The sequence below is a fragment of the Parvibaculum sp. genome (assembly GCF_039680535.1).
In the GTDB taxonomy this organism is placed as follows: Bacteria; Pseudomonadota; Alphaproteobacteria; order Parvibaculales; family Parvibaculaceae; genus Parvibaculum.
The window spans coordinates 1-16,819 of sequence record NZ_JBDKSS010000035.1 but is presented as its reverse complement, the minus strand read 5'-3'; the positions used below and the strand labels follow the sequence as shown (position 1 = coordinate 16,819).

Below are 16,819 nucleotides of genomic sequence, written 5' to 3'. Positions count from 1 at the left end.
TGCGCGGGGCCGCCTATGAAGCGCTGAATCAATATGAGCCGGCGCGGCGCGACTATATGCAGGCGCTCACCATCGAGCCCGGAAACCGCGACTATCAGGATCATGTCTTCGCACTCGACGCCAAGCGTGCGCGGAAAGCGCAGCTGGGCGGGGGAGCGAAATGAGCGATCCGTTTCAGCCGGTCGCAAGCCATCGCAAGCTCGATGTCGCCGCGGCGGTCAAGGAAGCCTATGCGGGCGCCTGGGCGCATTTCGGGCAGATGCTCAGGCTCATCTGGCTGCCGGGCATTCTCTACATCGCGCTGACGATTGCCGGCGCTCTGCTCGATGCCGAGGCCAATCCGGGTTTGCGCTTCCTGCTCGAAATCGCGTCGCTATTCCTGTGGCCGATCATTGCGGTCGCGTGGCACCGCTTCATTCTGGTCGGCGACGTGGCACCCGGCAGCTTTCATCTTCACTTCGGAAGGCGCGAGGCGCGCTTTCTGATGGTGTCGATCTTCCTCGGCCTGCTCATGCTGCCGGGCTACCTCATGACCGCGTTGACGGTCGCGCTGAATGACGGGGCGGCCAATTCCTCGCTCGGGCTCGTCGCTGTGCTGGGCGTGGCCGTGCTGGCTTTCGCACTTTACTATTTTACGCGCCTCTTGCTGCTGCTTCCGGGTGTCGCCGTCGACGAGCCGCTCGATCCGCGGCTGATCCTTGAGCGTACGCGCGGCAATTTCTGGCGCCTCGTGTTGCTGATGATGCTCGCGACCCTTCCCATCACAGTCGCCTTCGTGGTGGTCGGCACCGTTCTGCTATCGCTCGGGCTCCCGACATTCGTCGTCTATGTGCTTGGGGCGGTCTTCTACATCTTCTTCGCCATTGTCGGCGTTGCGGTGCTTTCCATCGCCTATCGCGAACTCGTCGGACCGCCCGGTACGCTCGCCCATGAACTCGACAGGTCGGATGCCCCGCTGAACTAGCGGCTTTTCGTTCCATAACTTCCTTGTTAGCGTGGAGCCACCGTGCCGGAGGCGGCGCGCATAGGGGGGAGCGGATGAATAAGCTGCCTGTAATCCAGTCGTTCCAGGAAGTGTTCGCCGGCGTTACGCGCCACTATTTCGAACTGATCCGGGTCGCGCCGTTTGCCGTGACCCTCATCCTGTCAGGCTATCTGGTGATGTTTATTGCCTCTCCGGCAGAGCCCGCGGGGGAGGAGCCCTTCCGGCATGCGCTAGCGATCGCTGTCGTAGTTACTGCGTTTGTCGTGGGCTTTCCGTCGGCGGCAGTCAGGTGGCATCGGTTCGTCCTCTTCGGCGAGCGTCCGGCCGACGCGCTCGCCTCGTTCTGGGGGCGGGATCAGAGCCTCTATTGTCTGAACATGGTCAAGTTGATGCTCCTCATGGGGGTCGTCGTCGCGGCGACTATGCTTGCGGTCTTCGGGATTGGCGCAGGCATCGCCGCAGCGCTGGGAGGCGTGGACGCTCTGTCAGAAGGCGGCAAGGCCGGATTCGGCGCCGTTGCCGTCGTAGCGGCGGTCATCGTCTATCTGGCCTTGATCTATCTGGCCGCCCGTCTCACGGTGGCATTCCCGGCGGCTGCCATTGGGCAGGATGCGTCGTTCAGGAAGGCGATGGAGGATACGAGAGGCAACGGCTGGCGCCTGCTCGGTTACACGTTGCTGGTGCAGCTTGTCGTGGTTATCGCGGTGACAATTTTTGGCGTGATCGTCGGCGCCATCGCCGGTGGCGTCATCGCTGTGCTGCTTACGCCCGAAGCAGTCGAGCCCATGATCAGATACATCGACATCCTGACGCTCCCCGCCATCCTCTATCAGCTCATGATCGGCGTAACGATGATGTCGGTCGCCTATCGCGAGATCGTCGGCCTGCCGCAACACTCGGCACCGGACGCCCCGGGAGACGAAGCCGGGTTCCATCCCGTCTGATTGCGTCCTGCCTTCGCGTCGGCTAAGGTCGCGCCGGTAAGGATCAGGAAGGGTGCCGGGAGGCCCCCCAAGGGCTTGATTTTGAAGCCCTTTCCGGCGCGGCGTCCGGCCGCCTCGAAATTCCACGCGCAGATATTATCTATTGGGCGGGCTTAAGTGAGCCCGGGCCTCAACGCAGGGATGATCCGGCATGTCAGTACAGTCCAAGATCAAGCGCATCACCGTTCCCGATATCCGCGCCCGCAAGGGCAACGAGCCGGTGGTTTGCCTGACCGGTTATCACGCGCATACGGCGCGCTATATCGACCCTTATGTCGATGTGATTCTGGTCGGCGATTCGCTGGGCATGGTCATGTACGGCATGGAGACGACGCTTGGCGTCACGCTCGACATGATGATCGCGCATGGCTCGGCCGTGGTTCGCGGCACGGAGCGCGCGCTTGTCGTGGTGGACATGCCTTTCGGCTCCTATGAGGAAAGCCCCGAAGTCGCCTTCCGCAATGCTGTCCGCATCATCAAGGAAACGGGCTGCACGGCCGTGAAGCTCGAGGGCGGCAAGCGCCTTGCCCCGACCATCCGCTATCTCAATGAGCGCGGCATTCCGGTCATGGCTCATATCGGCTTGACGCCGCAGTCGATCCAGGTCATGGGCGGCTTCAAGACGCAAGGCCGCGACGAAGCGGAGTGGGCCGCCATCGAGGAAGACGCCAGGGCTATCGCCGAGGCGGGTGCCTTCGCCGTCGTGCTCGAAGGCATGGCCGAACCGCTGGCCGCCAAGATCACCCAGCAGATCGACATCCCGACCATCGGCATCGGCGCTTCGGCGGCCTGCGACGGCCAGATTCTGGTGCTGGAAGACATGCTCGGCCTTTCGCCCCGCGCGCCGAAATTCGTCAAGGAATTCGCAACCCTGGGCGCCCAGATCGCCGGGGCGGCCGAGGCCTATGCCCGCGAGGTCCGCGCGCGGACCTTCCCCGCGGTCGAGCACACCTACGGCATGAAAAAAGTAAAATAATAACAGGCGTTTGTGAGGCTTTCCGGCCGGATGAGGTTTGCCAATCCGGGGCCCTCGGGCTATTTTACGCCGCCCATGTGAGTGGGTTAGGGGGAGGGCGTCTCGCGCCGCGTCGGCGCCTTCCCGGATTATTGCTTCCTGGTCATCCTTCGGAGTGCGCTCTTGACCGATCTCTTCCGTGAAATCGAAGAAGACCTTCGCCGTGACCGGTTGAAGCAGCTTTGGGAAAAACTCGGCATCTACATCGTCGGCCTTGCGGTTGCGATCGTCGTCATCGCTTCGGCGATGGTCGGCTGGCGCGCCTGGGAGCGGTCGCGCAATGAGGCCGCTTCCGCCCGCTACGTGGAAATCGTCGCGCAGGCGGCGAAAGACGGCCCCGCAAAAGCCGCGGCTGCCTATGGCGAGTTTGCCGCGAGCGCGCCTGCGGGCTACGCGGCGCTGGCGCAGCTCCGTCAGGCGGCGTCGCTCGTGGAAGCCGGCGACGCCAAGGGCGCGGTCGCCATTTACGATAGCCTGGCCACCAGGTCCGGTGTCGCGGAGACGCTGCGCGACATGGCGCGCGTCAAGGCTGCGCTCCTCGTCGTCGACACGGCGAGCTATGACGACATCAAGGCGCGCATCGGCGAGCTCAACGACAGCGAGAATGGCTGGAAGAACAGCGCCCGTGAGGTGCTCGGCCTGTCCGCCTTCAAGGCTGGCAAATATGCCGAAGCGCAGGGCTATTTCGATGCGATCGTCGGCGATCCCGCGACTTCGGCGGGCATTCGCGATCGCGCTCACGTGATGCTGGCCTTGATCGCGCCGCATCTGCCGAAGCCTGTAGCAAAATCCGATGCGAAGCCGGCCGCTGCCGGCGGGGCGTCGACCACCAACAATGCAGCGCCCGCCAATGCGGCCGCGAAGCCGGAGTGATGTTCATGATTGCGGAGTTCAAGTCTGCCGGCATCAGCTCCAGGGTAAGAACGGCCGGGCTTGTGGTGATGGCCGTCGCCATGCTGGGTCTTGGCGGCTGCAGCACATTCGACGACATGTTCAGCTCCGCGCCCAAGCCGAAGCTTCCGGGCAAGCGTCTGTCGGTGATGGAACTCGACACGAAGCTCGAAGTCGATCCCGAGATCAAGGATACCGACGTTGAACTGCCTGAGCCCGTTCTGAACAAGGATTGGGCGCAACCGGGCGGCACCGCCGACAATGCCGTCTACCACCTGGCCGCTCCCGGCAGCCTCACGAAGCTGTGGAGCGCAAGCGCGGGGGCGGGCTCCAGCTGGGTGTCGCGCGTCGTGGCTTCGCCGATCGTCGCCGGCGGCAAGGTTTTCGTTCTCGACGCCGAAGCGGGCGTGCGTGCTTTCGATGCGAAGTCCGGCAACCAGCTCTGGAAGCAGGACCTGACGCCGGAAGACGAGGACTCCGAAAAGGCTCGCGGTGGCGGCTTGGCCTTCGAGGGCGGCAAGGTCTTTGTCGCAACGGGCTTCGGCAAGGTTCATGCGCTCGATGCGTCGAGTGGCAAGGTCTTGTGGACGACGGATGCGGGCGTTCCGTTCCGCGCTTCTCCCACGGCCGACAATGGCAAGGTCTTCGCCGTCACGTCCGACAATCAGCTGCTCTGCCTCTCGGAGGACAAGGGCGAGATTCTCTGGCGCCATCGCGGGATCACGGAAAGCGCCGGTATTCTCGCTTCGACGAGCCCGGCAGTTTCCGGCTCCATTGTCATCGTTCCCTATTCTTCGGGTGAGCTTTTCGCGCTCCGCGTCGAGAATGGCAACGTGCTCTGGTCGGACTCGCTGACGCGCACCGGATCGCTGACTTCGCTTTCGGAGCTCAACGACATCGCGGGCCGTCCGGTGATCGACCGCGATCGCGTGTTCGCGATCAGCCATGCGGGCCGTATGGTGTCGATCGACCTCCGTACCGGCGAGCGCGTCTGGACGAAGGATATTTCCGGCGTGCAGACGCCCTGGGTCGCCGGCGACTACATCTTCCTCGTCGATGCCGATCAGGAAGTCGTCGCGCTTTCGCGCCGCGATGGCCGCATCCGTTGGTTGACCAAGCTGCCTCGCTACGAGGACGTGGAAGCCAAGGAGAATCCCATCGAGTGGAGCGGCCCGCTGCTTGTCAGCGACAAGCTGATCTTCGTCTCGACGACGGGCAAGGCCGAGATGGTCTCGGCCAAGACCGGCGAGATCAAGGGTGAACTCGATCTGCCGGGCAAGACGCTTATCGCGCCCATCGTGGCGGACGGCATCGTCTATGTATTGACCGACGACGCGGAACTCGTAGCGTTCAAGTGATCCGGCGCCTGCGGGCGCCCGAGAGTTAAGAGAGGGCATTGGCCCCGTGCCATTCAAAGTTGCCATTGTGGGCAGGCCGAATGTCGGCAAGTCCACGCTATTCAATCGGTTGGTCGGCAAGAAGCTTGCTCTTGTCGATGACACGCCGGGGGTGACGCGCGACCGCCGCGAGGGCGAGGCGCATCTCGGCGATCTCACCTTCACGGTCGTTGACACCGCGGGCCTTGAAGAAGCCGCCACCGAAAGCCTCGAAGGGCGCATGCGCCGGCAGACGGACGCCGCCATCGCCGAGGCGGATGTGTGCCTTCTGCTCATGGATGCGCGCGCCGGCGTGACGCCGCTCGACAAGCGTTTCGCGCAGATTCTTCGCAAGTCTCCGACGCCGGTCGTGCTCGTCGCCAACAAGTGCGAAGGCGGCGCGGGCGAGTCGGGCCGCATGGAAGCCTTCGAGCTTGGCCTCGGCGCGCCGATCCCGCTTTCCGCCGAACATGGCGAGGGGCTTTCCGCGCTCTACCAGTCGCTGCAGCCCTATGCCGACCGGATCGAGGAAGAGGAACGCGAGCAGGCGGTCGAGGATGCGCTGGCCGACGCGGAAGATGCCGAGACCGGTTTCGATCCCGAGGCGCCCTACGAACCCGATCTCGAGGCGCCGCTGCGCATTGCCGTGGTGGGGCGTCCCAATGTCGGCAAATCCACGCTGGTGAACTATCTCCTCGGAGAGGACCGCATGTTGACGGGCCCCGAGGCGGGCATCACGCGCGACGCCATCGGCATTGAATGGACCTGGCGCGGCCGCCGCGTGAAGCTCTGGGATACGGCGGGCATGCGCCGCCGCGCGCGCGTGACGCAGAAGCTCGAAAAGCTTTCCGTCGCCGATACGCTGCGCGCCATCCGCTTCGCGGAAGTCGTGGCCGTTACGCTCGACGCGAGCATCCCGTTCGAACGGCAGGATCTGCACATCGCCGATCTCGTCGAGCAGGAAGGCCGGGCGATGCTGATCGTCGTCAACAAGTGGGACGTGGTCGAGGACACGCAGGCCAAGCTCCGTGAGCTGAAGGAAGAGCTGGAGCGTCTGCTGCCGCAGGTGCGCGGCATTCCGATCGTCACGCTTTCGGCGCTGACGGGGCGGGGCACGGACAAGCTGATGCCCATGATCGAGAAGGTGCATACGCTCTGGAACGCGCGTATCTCGACCTCGAAGCTCAATCGCTGGCTCGAAGAGGCGATTTCGCGTCACCCGCCGCCTGCGGTCAAAGGCCGTGCAATCAACATCAAATACATGGCGCAGGTGAAGTCGCGTCCGCCGACATTCGCGGTGTTCTCGAACCGCGCGGAGGAAGTGCCGACCGGCTACCGCCGTTATCTGGTGAACGGTCTGCGCGAGAGCTTCGACCTGCCGGGCGTACCGATCCGCCTGTTCATGCGCGCGCGCAAGAACCCATTCGCCGACAAGAAGTAATTTTCGTCGAGAGCAAATATAAAAGGCGCAGTCCGGTAGACTGCGCCTTTTTCGTTTCCGTCCGAGAGCGGCTTATGCCTTTGGCGGCTTCTGGTATTCCACGACCTCGCCATTCTTCTGGCAGGACGTCATGGCCAGCTCGATGAAAAGCGGCACGAGGTCGGCGGGTTTCGTCAGCGTGCTCGGGTCTTCGCCGGGCATGGCCTGCTTGCGCATGGCCGTGCGGGTCGCGCCGGGGCTCAGAAGATTGGCGCGAATGTTCGTGTTCGCACATTCCGCGGCCCAGGTCTTCACCAGAGCTTCCAGCGCGGCCTTGCTCATCGCATAGCCGCCCCAGAAGGGCTTTGCCTTGTGCGCGGCGCCGGAGGTTACGAAGATCGCGCGGCCTGCATCGGAACGCCTCAGCAGCGGTTCGAAGGAACGGATCAAGCGCCAGTTGGCCGTGATGTTCGTGTTGACGATCTTGTCCCAGGCCTTCACTTCGAGATGGCTCACAGGCGTCAGCACGCCGAGCGTGCCGGCATTGCCGACGAGAATGTCGAGCTTGCCCCAGCGCTCGAAGATTGTCGCGCCGAGCCGGTCGAGGGCGTCGAAATCGGTGAGGTCGAGCGGCACGAGCGTTGCCTTGCCGCCGATCTTGCGGATTTCGTCATCGACTTCCTCAAGGCCGCCGACGGTGCGCGCGACGAGGATGACATGGGCGCCTTCAGCCGCGAAGCCGAGCGCGACGGCGCGGCCGATTCCGCGCGATGCGCCGGTGATGACCGCGAGGCGGTCCTGAAGACGTCCAGTCATGATGAGGTGGCCTTACGCGATTTCGGAGAGCAGCGACAACTGGTCGGTACGCTGTTCACCAACCTTGTCCGTGAGCGGCGTCGGATACTCGCCCGTGAAGCAATGATCAGTGAACTGCGGATACTCCGCATCGCGTGCCTCATAGCCGAGCGCGCGATAGAGACCGTCCACCGAGATGAAGGCGAGGCTGTCCACGCCGATATAGTCGCGCATGCCCGCGAGGTCGTATTTGGCGGCGAGCAACTGTTCGCGCGACGGCGTGTCGATGCCGTAGAAATCCGGATGCGTGATCGGCGGGCTGGCGATGCGCATATGCACTTCCTTCGCGCCGGCCTCATACATCATCTTCACGATCTTCACCGAGGTCGTGCCGCGCACGATCGAGTCGTCGACGAGAATGATGCGCTTGCCTTCGACGATGGCGCGGTTGGCATTGTGCTTCAGCTTCACGCCGAGCTGGCGGATGTGCTGCGTCGGTTCGATGAAGGTGCGGCCGACATAGTGATTGCGGATAATGCCGAGCTCGAACGGAATGCCTGATTCACGCGCGAAGCCGAGCGCGGCAGGCACACCGGAGTCGGGGACGGGGATGACCACATCGGCATCGACATGGCTCTCGATCGCGAGCTGGCGGCCGAGTTCCTTGCGCACGTTGTAGACGCTGCGGCCGTCCACGATGCTGTCGGGGCGGGCGAAATAGATATATTCGAAGACGCAAGGCCGCGGGCGCTGCGGCGGGAAGGGGCGAAGCGACTCGATGCCCTCGCGCGTGCAGATGACGATTTCGCCCGGCTCGATCTCGCGCACGAAATCGGCGCCGATGATGTCGAGAGCCACGGTTTCGGAGCAGAGAATGGGGGCGCCGTGCAGGCTGCCCAGAACCAGCGGGCGGATGCCGAGCGGATCGCGAGCGCCGATGAGCTTCTTCGGTGTCAGCGCCACCAGCGCATAGGCGCCTTCGATCTGGCGGAGCGCGTCGACGAAGCGGTCCATCACGCGCGGGCTCTGGCTGCGGGCCACAAGCTGGAGAATGGTTTCAGTATCGGAGGTCGACTGGAAGATCGCGCCCGCGCGGACGAGTTCGTTCCTGAGCGTGATCGCGTTGGTGAGATTGCCGTTATGGCCGATGGCGAAGCCGCCGCCCCAGAGGTCGGCGAAAAGCGGCTGCACGTTGCGGAGGATGGTTTCGCCCGTCGTCGAATATCGGACATGGCCGATGGCGATGTCACCCATCAGCCGCTCCATGACGGTGCCGCTGGAGAAGTGGTCGCCGACAAGGCCGAGGCGCCGTTCCGAGTGGAACTGGCTGCCGTCATAGCTGACGATGCCCGCCGCTTCCTGTCCGCGATGCTGGAGCGCGTGGAGGCCGAGGGCTGTCAGCGCAGCGGCGTCGGGGTGCCCGAAAACGCCAAACACGCCGCACTCTTCGCGCAGCGTGTCCCCATGAAGTTCGTCATCTGTGATGCCGCCTTGCATTCGGGCGTCCATCTCCTGGTCTTTGGCCGATCCGCCGGACCGGGCTCGCTTCGGTAAGGGGAGAGACAATTTCTGGTACATCCGATGCGCTCCCAAGGGGATATGCGTTACTCAGTACTCTCGAACAGCCTGTCGAGGCCCCTCCGTTCGGAGGTGTTATAGCCGTCGTCCTTGCCCGTGTCAGCGGCAGAATTCGTGGGCGTCGCTGTGGTCGATTTTGCCGCGGCAGGGGGCGGCTCTGCGGCCGGCTGTCGCTGCTGACCGCGGGAAGAAGCGGGCTGTTCCGGCGTTTCGAATCGCGGTTCACGACCGACGCCGGAAGGCGCGAGGGTGAAAAGCGTGGCCGCGGATTGCTCGACCATCGGCCGCAGGCGGGCGTTCCTGATCCAGTCCGGCTGATCGGAAGGGTTGGGGACCAGCCAAGCGAAAAATAGGTATGCCACGGTCACAATCAAGAGGCCGCGGGCGAGGCCGAAGAGGAAGCCCAGCGTCCGGTCGAGGCTTTCGGCCTGATCGTGCAATGCCAGCAGGTGATCGGCCCAGCGCACCGTGAAGGCGGCGACCAGTATGTAGCCGGCGATGAAGACGCCGACGGCGGCTGCGACGGCGGCAAGCCAGTCCGGCGAGATCACGGAGCGGAGCATCGGCGTCACATAGGGAAAGAGCCACAGCGCCGCCAGCGCGCCGACCACCCAGGCAAGGATCGAAAGAACCTCGTTGGTGAAGCCGCGAAGCATCGCCAGCACGCTCGAGATCAGAAGAACACCTATGACGATGCCGTCGAAAAGCGTCATTCAATCCCTCCCTGAAGCACGCAGCCTATCATACATCGCGCTGCCGGCGCTCGCGCGGCCGCTTCGCTTCGCCTGCCGCGAGATGAGCAACGAGACCGGCGAGGTCGGATATTTCAGTGATGGCGAGGCCCGTCGATGGACGTTGCCGCGCCGTCGAGGACGGCAGTATCGCCCGGCGAAAGCCCAGCTTTTCGGCCTCCTTGAGGCGTGCCTCCATCTGGCTGACGGGGCGGATCGCGCCCGACAGGCTGATTTCCCCGAAGATGACGCAGTCCGACGGCAGGGCATTGCCCGTGATCGAAGAGACCAGCGCCCCCGCCACGGCAAGGTCGGCAGCAGGTTCATTGATTCGTAGTCCGCCCGCCACGTTGAGGTAGACGTCCTGGCCCGCCAGCGTCAGGCCGCAGCGCGCGTCGAGTACGGCAAGCACCATGGAGAGGCGGCCCGAATCCCAGCCCACGACGGCGCGGCGCGGCGTGCCGAGCGAGCTTTGCGCGACCAGCGCCTGAATCTCGACGAGGACGGGGCGCGTGCCCTCGATCCCCGCAAAGACTGCGGAGCCGCTCGTCTCGCCGTCGCGCTCGCCGAGGAAGAGGGCGGAGGGGTTCGGCACTTCCTGAAGGCCGAGTTCGCCCATCTCGAAGACGCCGATCTCATTCGCCGGGCCGAAGCGGTTCTTCACGGCGCGCAGAATGCGGAACTGGTGGCCGCGTTCGCCTTCGAAGTAGAGGACGCAATCGACCATGTGCTCGACGACGCGCGGACCCGCGATCTGGCCGTCCTTGGTGACGTGGCCGACGAGAATGACCGCCGTATTGTGGCGCTTGGCGTAACGCACGAGATCCTGAGCGGTGGCGCGCACCTGGCTGACCGTGCCCGGCGCGGATTCGAGCACGTCGGTCCACATGGTCTGGATTGAATCGATGACGACGGCGGCGGGCGCCTTGCCGCCTTCCAGCGTCGAGACGATGTCCTTGAGATTCGTTTCCGCGCCGAGCTTCACGGGGCTCTCCGCAAGGCCGAGGCGCCGCGCGCGCATGCGAACCTGCGCGATAGCCTCTTCGCCGGAGATATAGACGACATCGGCGCCACGCATTCCGAGCGCGGCCATGGCCTGCAGCAGAAGCGTCGATTTGCCGATGCCCGGATCGCCGCCGACAAGCAGGACCGAGCCCGGCACGAGGCCGCCGCCGCACACGCGGTCGAATTCGGCAACGCCGGTGACGAGGCGCGGCGGATCCGCCGTCTCGCCCGCCATCGAGACGAGTTCGATGTGCCGGCCCTTCTTGCCGCCGCTCTTTGCGGGACCGCCGGCAACGCCGGAACTCTCGGCGACTTCCTCGACGATGGTGTTCCACTCGCCGCAGGATTCGCACCGCCCCGCCCAGCGCGGGGTGACCGCGCCGCAGGATTGGCATACGAAGCTGCGCGAGGCGCGTGCCATCAGGGTTTCAACACGTCCATCTTGATGGGGCCGGTGGCGCGGCCATGGATGAACTGGTCAACATAGTCGTTGCCGCTTGAATCGATTTGCGAGCGCGGACCCGCCCAGATGATGCGGCCCTTGTAGATCATGGCGATCTCGTCGGCGATCTTGCGCGCGCTCGCCATGTCATGCGTGATCGAAAGCGCTGTTGCGCCGAGGTCTTTCACGCTGTCGATGATGAGGTCGTTGATGACGTCGGCCATGATCGGGTCGAGACCGGTCGTTGGCTCGTCGAAGAAGATGATCTCGGGATCCGTGGCAATGGCGCGGGCGAGGCCCACGCGCTTCTGCATGCCGCCTGAAAGCTCCGCCGGGTAGAGTTCGCCGACTTCCGGGCCGAGGCCGACCTTGGCGAGCTTCGAGATGGCGATGTCTTTCGCTTCCTTGCGCTTCATCTTGCGGCCCTGAATGAGGCCGAAAGCGACGTTCTGCCAGACGGGCAGGCTGTCAAAGAGAGCGGCGCCCTGAAAGAGCATGCCGAATTTGCGCAGCGTCTGCTCGCGCTCGCTCGACGACATCTTCAGGACGTTCTTTCCGTCGACGAAGATTTCGCCCTCTTCCGGGCGCAGGATTCCGAGCACGCATTTGAGCATGACGGATTTGCCGGTGCCGGAGCCGCCGATCACGACGAGCGACTTTCCCTTGGGCACGACGAGGCTCAGATTGTCGAGCACCACCTTGGAGCCGAAACGCTTGGTGACGTTTCTGAGTTCGATCTTGGGCGTGTCAGTCATTCTGCGGTCTCACTTCGCGAAGAGGAGCGACGTCATCACGTAGTTCGACGCCAGAATGAGGATCGATGCTGAGACGACGGCGTTGGTCGTCGCCCGGCCGACGCCCTGCGCGCCGCCCTTCGAGTTGAAGCCGTGGAAGCAGCCCATCAGTGCGATGACGAAACCGAACACGCCCGCCTTGATGAGGCCCGAGGTGACGTCGTCCGCCTTCAGGAAGTTGACCGTGTTCTGCACATAGACGCCCGGATTGAATGCGAGGCTTGCCGTCGAAACGATGAAGCCGCCCATCACGCCGAGAATGTCGGCAATGAAGACGAGGAGCGGCAGGGTGATGACGGCGGCAACGACGCGCGGCACGACGAGATACTTGTGAGGATTGGTCGAGAGCGTGGTCAGCGCGTCGATCTGTTCGGTCACTTTCATGGTGCCGAGTTCCGCCGCGATTGCCGCCGAGACGCGGCCCGCGACCATGAGGCCCGCCATGACGGGCCCGAGTTCACGCGTGATGCCGAGTGCGACGATGGTGGCGACGATGCTTTCGGAGTTGATCGTGCTGCCGCCATAATAGATCTGGAGCGCCAGCGCGCCGCCGGTGAAGAACGCGGTGAGCGCGACGACGGGCAGCGAGAAGTACCCGATCCGCATCATCTGCTGCCCCAGAAGGCGCCAGAAGAAGGGCGGCCTGAAGATGTGGCTGACGCTCGTCCAGGTGAAAAGGGCGAGGTGGCCGATCTCGGCAAGCAGCGCCAGAACGACCCGGCCGATAATTGCGAAAAATTTCAAGACTGCTCCCCGCCGCGTGGGTGACCGATCTGCATGAGCGCACCGGCCGAATTATGACGCCGAATTATGATTCTGGGACCGCCAGATGGCCGCCAGTGTAAAGCCGCTTGGCGCGATCGCCCAAGCTCGTCAGCACCTCATAGCCGATTGTGCCCGCCCGGTCAGCGACTTCGTCGAGGGTCACATGGGGGCCGATGAGTTCGGCGAAGTCGCCGCGCCCGACCGCCCCCTCGGGCAGGTCAGACAGGTCGATGGTCAGAAGGTCCATCGAGACGCGGCCCGCGATAGGGGCATAGTGCCCGCCCACATATACCCGCCCGCTGGTGGCGAGGCTGCGGAAATATCCGTCCGCATAGCCGGTGGCGAGGACGCCGAGCCGGCGGGGGCCCTTGGCCTCCCAGGTCGCGCCATAGCCGGCCGTCACGCCGGGCGGCACGTCGCGAACCTGAAGCACCCTCGTTTCGAGATGGACCACCGGGCGGAAGGGGCTGGGCTCCGGGCCCGCCCTGCCGCCATAGAGGCCATAACCGCTGCGGATCAGATCGAAGCAGTAGTCCGGACCGAGCAGCGCGCCACCGGAATTGGCGAAGCTTGCCGGTATCGAGGCGAAGGCCTTGCGGATCGGCCTGAAACGGGCGAGCTGCATGGCGTTGAGCGGGTGGCCGGGTTCGTCCGAGCAGGCGAGATGGCTCATGACGAGCGTCACGTCGATGCCCGAAAGCAGGGAGGGTTCCGCGATGAGGCGGGCCGCTTCCGCCTCGCCGAAGCCGAGCCGGCTGAGGCCGGTGTCGAAATGCAGGGCGGCGGGAAGCGCCATTCCGGAATTTGTCGCGACGGTCCGCCACTCCTCGACTTCCTCGAGGCTGCCGAGGCAGGGGCGCAGATCGTAGGCGCGACAGAGAGCGGCGGCGCCGGGCATCAGCCCGTTGGTCACATAGATGATGGCGCCGGGCAGTGCGGCCCGAAGCTCCATCCCTTCGCCCGTATCGGTAACGAAGAAACTGGTGCAGCCCGCATGGGCAAGCGTTCGCGCAATCGGCGCGAGTCCGAGGCCATAGGCGTCCGCCTTGACCACGCCGGCGACGTCGGCCCCTGCGCCGATCGAGCGGAGGTATCGGTAGTTCGCGGCGAGAGCATCGAGATCGACGGTAAGGATCGTGGAAGCCGATGTCGGATCGAAACCGGCGGCCGCTCCGTCGCGAAAGAATTCTGGCAAGCTCAAGACATATGGTCCGGCAGGTGGTCTTCGGCAGCGAGATCCGCGAAGCGCGTCACATTAGCTTCGAACTGTAGTTTAACGGTGCCGGTCGGTCCATGGCGCTGCTTGCCGATGATGACTTCGGCAAGCGCGTGGACCTGATTCATTTCTTCCTGCCAGGTGAGATACTCTGGCGTGCCTTCGCGCGGCTCGCGACGCTGCACATAATATTCCTCGCGGAACACGAACATCACGACGTCGGCGTCCTGCTCGATCGAACCCGATTCACGCAGGTCGGAGAGTTGGGGCCGCTTGTCGTCGCGCGCTTCGACCTGACGCGAGAGCTGAGACAGCGCGATGATCGGCACGTTGAGTTCCTTGGCCAGCGCCTTGAGGCCGGTCGTGATCTGCGTCACTTCCTGCACGCGGTTTTCGCCCGACTTGCCGGAACCGGCGAGAAGCTGAAGGTAGTCGATGACCAGAAGACCGAGGCCGCGCTGGCGCTTCAGACGGCGGGCGCGGGCCGCAACGGTTGCAATGGTGAGGCCGCCAGTGTCGTCGATATAGAGCGGGATGCTCTGCAATTCGCGCGAGGCCTCGACCAGCGAGTGGAACTCTTCTTCCTGAATGCGGCCGCGGCGAATGCTTTCCGAGGGGACGCCCGATTGCTCCGCGAGAAGACGCGTCGCGAGCTGTTCGGAGGACATTTCGAGCGAGAAGAAACCGACGATGGCGCCGTCCTTCACGTCGACCGTGCCGTCCGCGTGATGTTCGGCCTTGTAGGCTTTGGCGGCGTTGAACGCGATGTTGGTGGCAAGCGCGGTCTTGCCCATCGAGGGACGACCGGCGAGGACGATGAGGTCGGAAGGCTGCAAGCCGCCCATCATCTTGTCGAGATCGCGCAAGCCCGTCGAAATGCCCGACAATCCGCCATCGCGCTCGTAGGCGGCGGCGGCCATGTCGATGGCGCCCTTGAGCGCTTCGTGAAAACCTCTGAAGCCGCCTTCATACTTGCCCTGTTCGGCGAGTTGATAAAGCGCCTGCTCGGCCTCGAGAATTTGCTGCGACGGGGTGTCGTCGATCGGCGCGTCATAGGCGCGATTGTGAATGCTGCTGCCGACCTGAATGAGTTCGCGGCGGATCGCGAGCTCATAGATGGTCCGGCCATATTCCTCGACGTTGATGATGGTCGTCGCCGCGCCTGCGAGCCGCGCCAGATATTGCGGACCGCCGATTTCCGTCAGCGCCTCGTCGCGCTCGAAGAAATTCTTCAGCGTCACAGGAGAGGCGAGGTGGCCAGCCGTGATGAGCTTTGCCGCCGCTTCGTAGACGCGGCCATGGAGGGCATCGAAGAAGTGTCCCGGCTCGAGGAAGCTCGAGAGCCGGTCATAGGCTTCGTTATTGACGAGGATGGCGCCGAGCAGCGCCTGCTCCGCCTCGATGTTGTGCGGCGGGACGCGGTACCCGTGAGTGCCCTCATCGTCGGGCACGCTGGCGAAAGCTTGGGATGTGTTTTCCATGGTCTCGTTTTACGCGAAGCCCGACGTGGATGAAGTGCTGAATGCGACGGCGTGGAAGCAGTCCCCACCATACTTTTCCACAGGCATTGATAACTCGGCGTGACATCTCCAAGGCATTGCCTGGAAACGGATATTCGCGTCGGAAAGCCTGTGAACAAAAGCATTATAAACCGAGTCGCGTGGATGTGGGCATTGTTCCTTGTGTGCAACAATTCATTCTCATTCGCGCCGTAGTCATCGCGCCATGGCGGAGCCTAGATTTGTTCCGGCAACGCGCCGCGAAGGCGCATCAACGGTGGAGAACAAGATGGATTCCCTGGTTAAGTTGGCCGCGCCCGCAGGACGTGTGCTGTTGAGCCTGATCTTCATTATCGCGGGGATCGGCAAGCTGACGTCGGCGTCGGCCACGATCGGCTACATCGCTTCCAAGGGTATCCCGCTCCCTGAAGTCTCCTATGTCCTGACGCTGATCGTCGAACTCGGCGGCGGCGCCCTGATCCTGATCGGCTATCAGGCGCGCATCGTTGCCTTGCTGCTGGCGGGCTTCTGCATCGTCACCGGCCTCATCTTCCACAATGATTTCTCGGACCAGACGACGTTCATCATGTTCATGAAGAACCTGGCCATGGCGGGTGGCTTCCTGCAGATCGTGGCGCATGGCGCAGGTGCGTTCAGCGTCGACAATCGCGGTCAGGCCTGACCGGAATGCGGCGCGGGCGCTCAGTCGCCCGCACGCAACCGGCGCTCGATCGGGACGGCGGCGAGATCGCGCTCACGCTCGCCCATGTAATTGCGGGTGAGGGGCAGGGCGTCGATCTTCTTCGTCAGTTGAAGCTGGAAGTTGACCATGCCCTCGTGGCGGAACGAGGTTTCCGATCCCGCGAGATAAAACTCCCACATGCGGCAGAAGCGCTCGTCATAGATCTTTGCCGCGATGTCGCGCTTCGCCATGAAGCGGCGGCGCCATTCCTTCAGCGTCTCGGCATAGTGGAGCCGCAGCACTTCGAGATCGGTCATGAAGAGGCCGGTTTTTTCGACGGCCGCCGCCATTTCGCTCAGGGCGGGAATATAGCCGCCGGGGAAGATATATTTAGCGATCCATGGATTGGTTGCTCCGGGCGGATCAAGCCGCCCGATCGTGTGGATGAGCGCGACGCCATCCTCGTTAAGCAGATTTTTTACGCCGTTGAAATATTCGCCGTAGTGGCCGACGCCGACATGCTCGAACATTCCAACGGAGACGATCCTGTCGAACTTGTCGGTGAGCGTTCTGTAGTCCTGCAGGTGAAACTGGACGCGATCGGCAAGGCCGCGTTCCACCGCGCGCTGGCTCGCGATCTTG

16 protein-coding genes are annotated in these 16,819 nt (G+C 63.8%); 7 read left to right on the top strand and 9 right to left on the bottom strand.

The window, feature by feature from the left end; genetic code table 11:
- Nucleotides 1-160 precede the first annotated feature (160 nt).
- The 6 genes from ABFC66_RS17495 to der all read left to right on the top strand — a co-directional run bounded on the left by ABFC66_RS17495 (nt 161) and on the right by der (nt 6,691).
- Entirely contained in the window at nt 161-964 is an 804-nt protein-coding gene (locus ABFC66_RS17495; protein WP_346742256.1) for a hypothetical protein, read from the top strand.
- A gap of 74 nt (nt 965-1,038) precedes the next feature.
- The gene (locus tag ABFC66_RS17490) at nt 1,039-1,929 is read left to right on the top strand and encodes a hypothetical protein (RefSeq protein WP_346742255.1); all 891 of its coding nucleotides are present in this window, start codon (nt 1,039-1,041) and stop codon (nt 1,927-1,929) included.
- Nucleotides 1,930-2,119: 190 nt separating this feature from the next.
- The gene (panB, locus tag ABFC66_RS17485; protein ID WP_346742254.1) at nt 2,120-2,944 is read left to right on the top strand and encodes a 3-methyl-2-oxobutanoate hydroxymethyltransferase; all 825 of its coding nucleotides are present in this window, start codon (nt 2,120-2,122) and stop codon (nt 2,942-2,944) included.
- Between the two features lie 162 nt (nt 2,945-3,106).
- Complete coding sequence (locus ABFC66_RS17480) at nt 3,107-3,856, top strand: tetratricopeptide repeat protein (RefSeq protein ID WP_346742253.1); 750 nt, start codon at nt 3,107-3,109, stop codon at nt 3,854-3,856.
- Nucleotides 3,857-3,861: 5 nt separating this feature from the next.
- The gene (locus tag ABFC66_RS17475) at nt 3,862-5,232 is read left to right on the top strand and encodes a PQQ-binding-like beta-propeller repeat protein (protein WP_346742252.1); all 1,371 of its coding nucleotides are present in this window, start codon (nt 3,862-3,864) and stop codon (nt 5,230-5,232) included.
- Nucleotides 5,233-5,278: 46 nt separating this feature from the next.
- On the top strand, nt 5,279-6,691 hold the full coding sequence (der, locus tag ABFC66_RS17470; RefSeq protein ID WP_346742251.1) for a ribosome biogenesis GTPase Der: 1,413 nt from the start codon (nt 5,279-5,281) through the stop codon (nt 6,689-6,691).
- Between the two features lie 72 nt (nt 6,692-6,763).
- Here der and ABFC66_RS17465 read toward each other — a convergent pair whose 3' ends face one another.
- The 8 genes from ABFC66_RS17465 to ABFC66_RS17430 form a co-directional block, all read right to left on the bottom strand.
- Nucleotides 6,764-7,486: an SDR family NAD(P)-dependent oxidoreductase gene (locus tag ABFC66_RS17465; RefSeq protein WP_346742250.1), complete on the bottom strand. Its 723-nt coding sequence runs from the start codon at nt 7,484-7,486 to the stop codon at nt 6,764-6,766.
- 12 nt (nt 7,487-7,498) lie between these two features.
- A complete protein-coding gene (purF, locus tag ABFC66_RS17460) occupies nt 7,499-8,962 on the bottom strand; it encodes an amidophosphoribosyltransferase (protein ID WP_346742249.1) in 1,464 nt (487 codons plus the stop codon).
- A 107-nt stretch (nt 8,963-9,069) separates the two neighbouring features.
- Complete coding sequence (locus ABFC66_RS17455) at nt 9,070-9,756, bottom strand: CvpA family protein (RefSeq protein ID WP_346742248.1); 687 nt, start codon at nt 9,754-9,756, stop codon at nt 9,070-9,072.
- A gap of 28 nt (nt 9,757-9,784) precedes the next feature.
- On the bottom strand, nt 9,785-11,200 hold the full coding sequence (gene radA, locus ABFC66_RS17450) for a DNA repair protein RadA (RefSeq protein ID WP_346742247.1): 1,416 nt from the start codon (nt 11,198-11,200) through the stop codon (nt 9,785-9,787).
- Nucleotides 11,200-11,976 (bottom strand): ATP-binding cassette domain-containing protein, encoded by a 777-nt coding sequence (locus ABFC66_RS17445; RefSeq protein WP_346742246.1) that lies wholly within the window; start codon nt 11,974-11,976, stop codon nt 11,200-11,202. The genes radA and ABFC66_RS17445 overlap by 1 nt, the downstream gene beginning before the upstream one ends.
- A gap of 9 nt (nt 11,977-11,985) precedes the next feature.
- Nucleotides 11,986-12,759, bottom strand: a complete 774-nt coding sequence (locus ABFC66_RS17440) for an ABC transporter permease (protein WP_346742245.1) — start codon at nt 12,757-12,759, stop codon at nt 11,986-11,988.
- Nucleotides 12,760-12,823: 64 nt separating this feature from the next.
- On the bottom strand, nt 12,824-13,981 hold the full coding sequence (alr, locus tag ABFC66_RS17435; RefSeq protein WP_346742244.1) for an alanine racemase: 1,158 nt from the start codon (nt 13,979-13,981) through the stop codon (nt 12,824-12,826).
- Entirely contained in the window at nt 13,978-15,477 is a 1,500-nt protein-coding gene (locus ABFC66_RS17430) for a replicative DNA helicase (RefSeq protein ID WP_346742243.1), read from the bottom strand. The genes alr and ABFC66_RS17430 overlap by 4 nt, the downstream gene beginning before the upstream one ends.
- Before the next feature lie 307 nt (nt 15,478-15,784).
- Here ABFC66_RS17430 and ABFC66_RS17425 point away from each other — a divergent pair, with 307 nt between their 5' ends.
- Nucleotides 15,785-16,177, top strand: coding sequence for a DoxX family protein (locus ABFC66_RS17425; protein WP_346742242.1), 393 nt, complete (start codon nt 15,785-15,787; stop codon nt 16,175-16,177).
- 20 nt (nt 16,178-16,197) lie between these two features.
- On the opposite strand, the gene ABFC66_RS17420 is transcribed toward ABFC66_RS17425, so the two are convergent.
- The coding region (locus ABFC66_RS17420; protein WP_346742241.1) for a cyclopropane-fatty-acyl-phospholipid synthase family protein at nt 16,198-16,819 on the bottom strand (622 nt) is incomplete at its 5' end.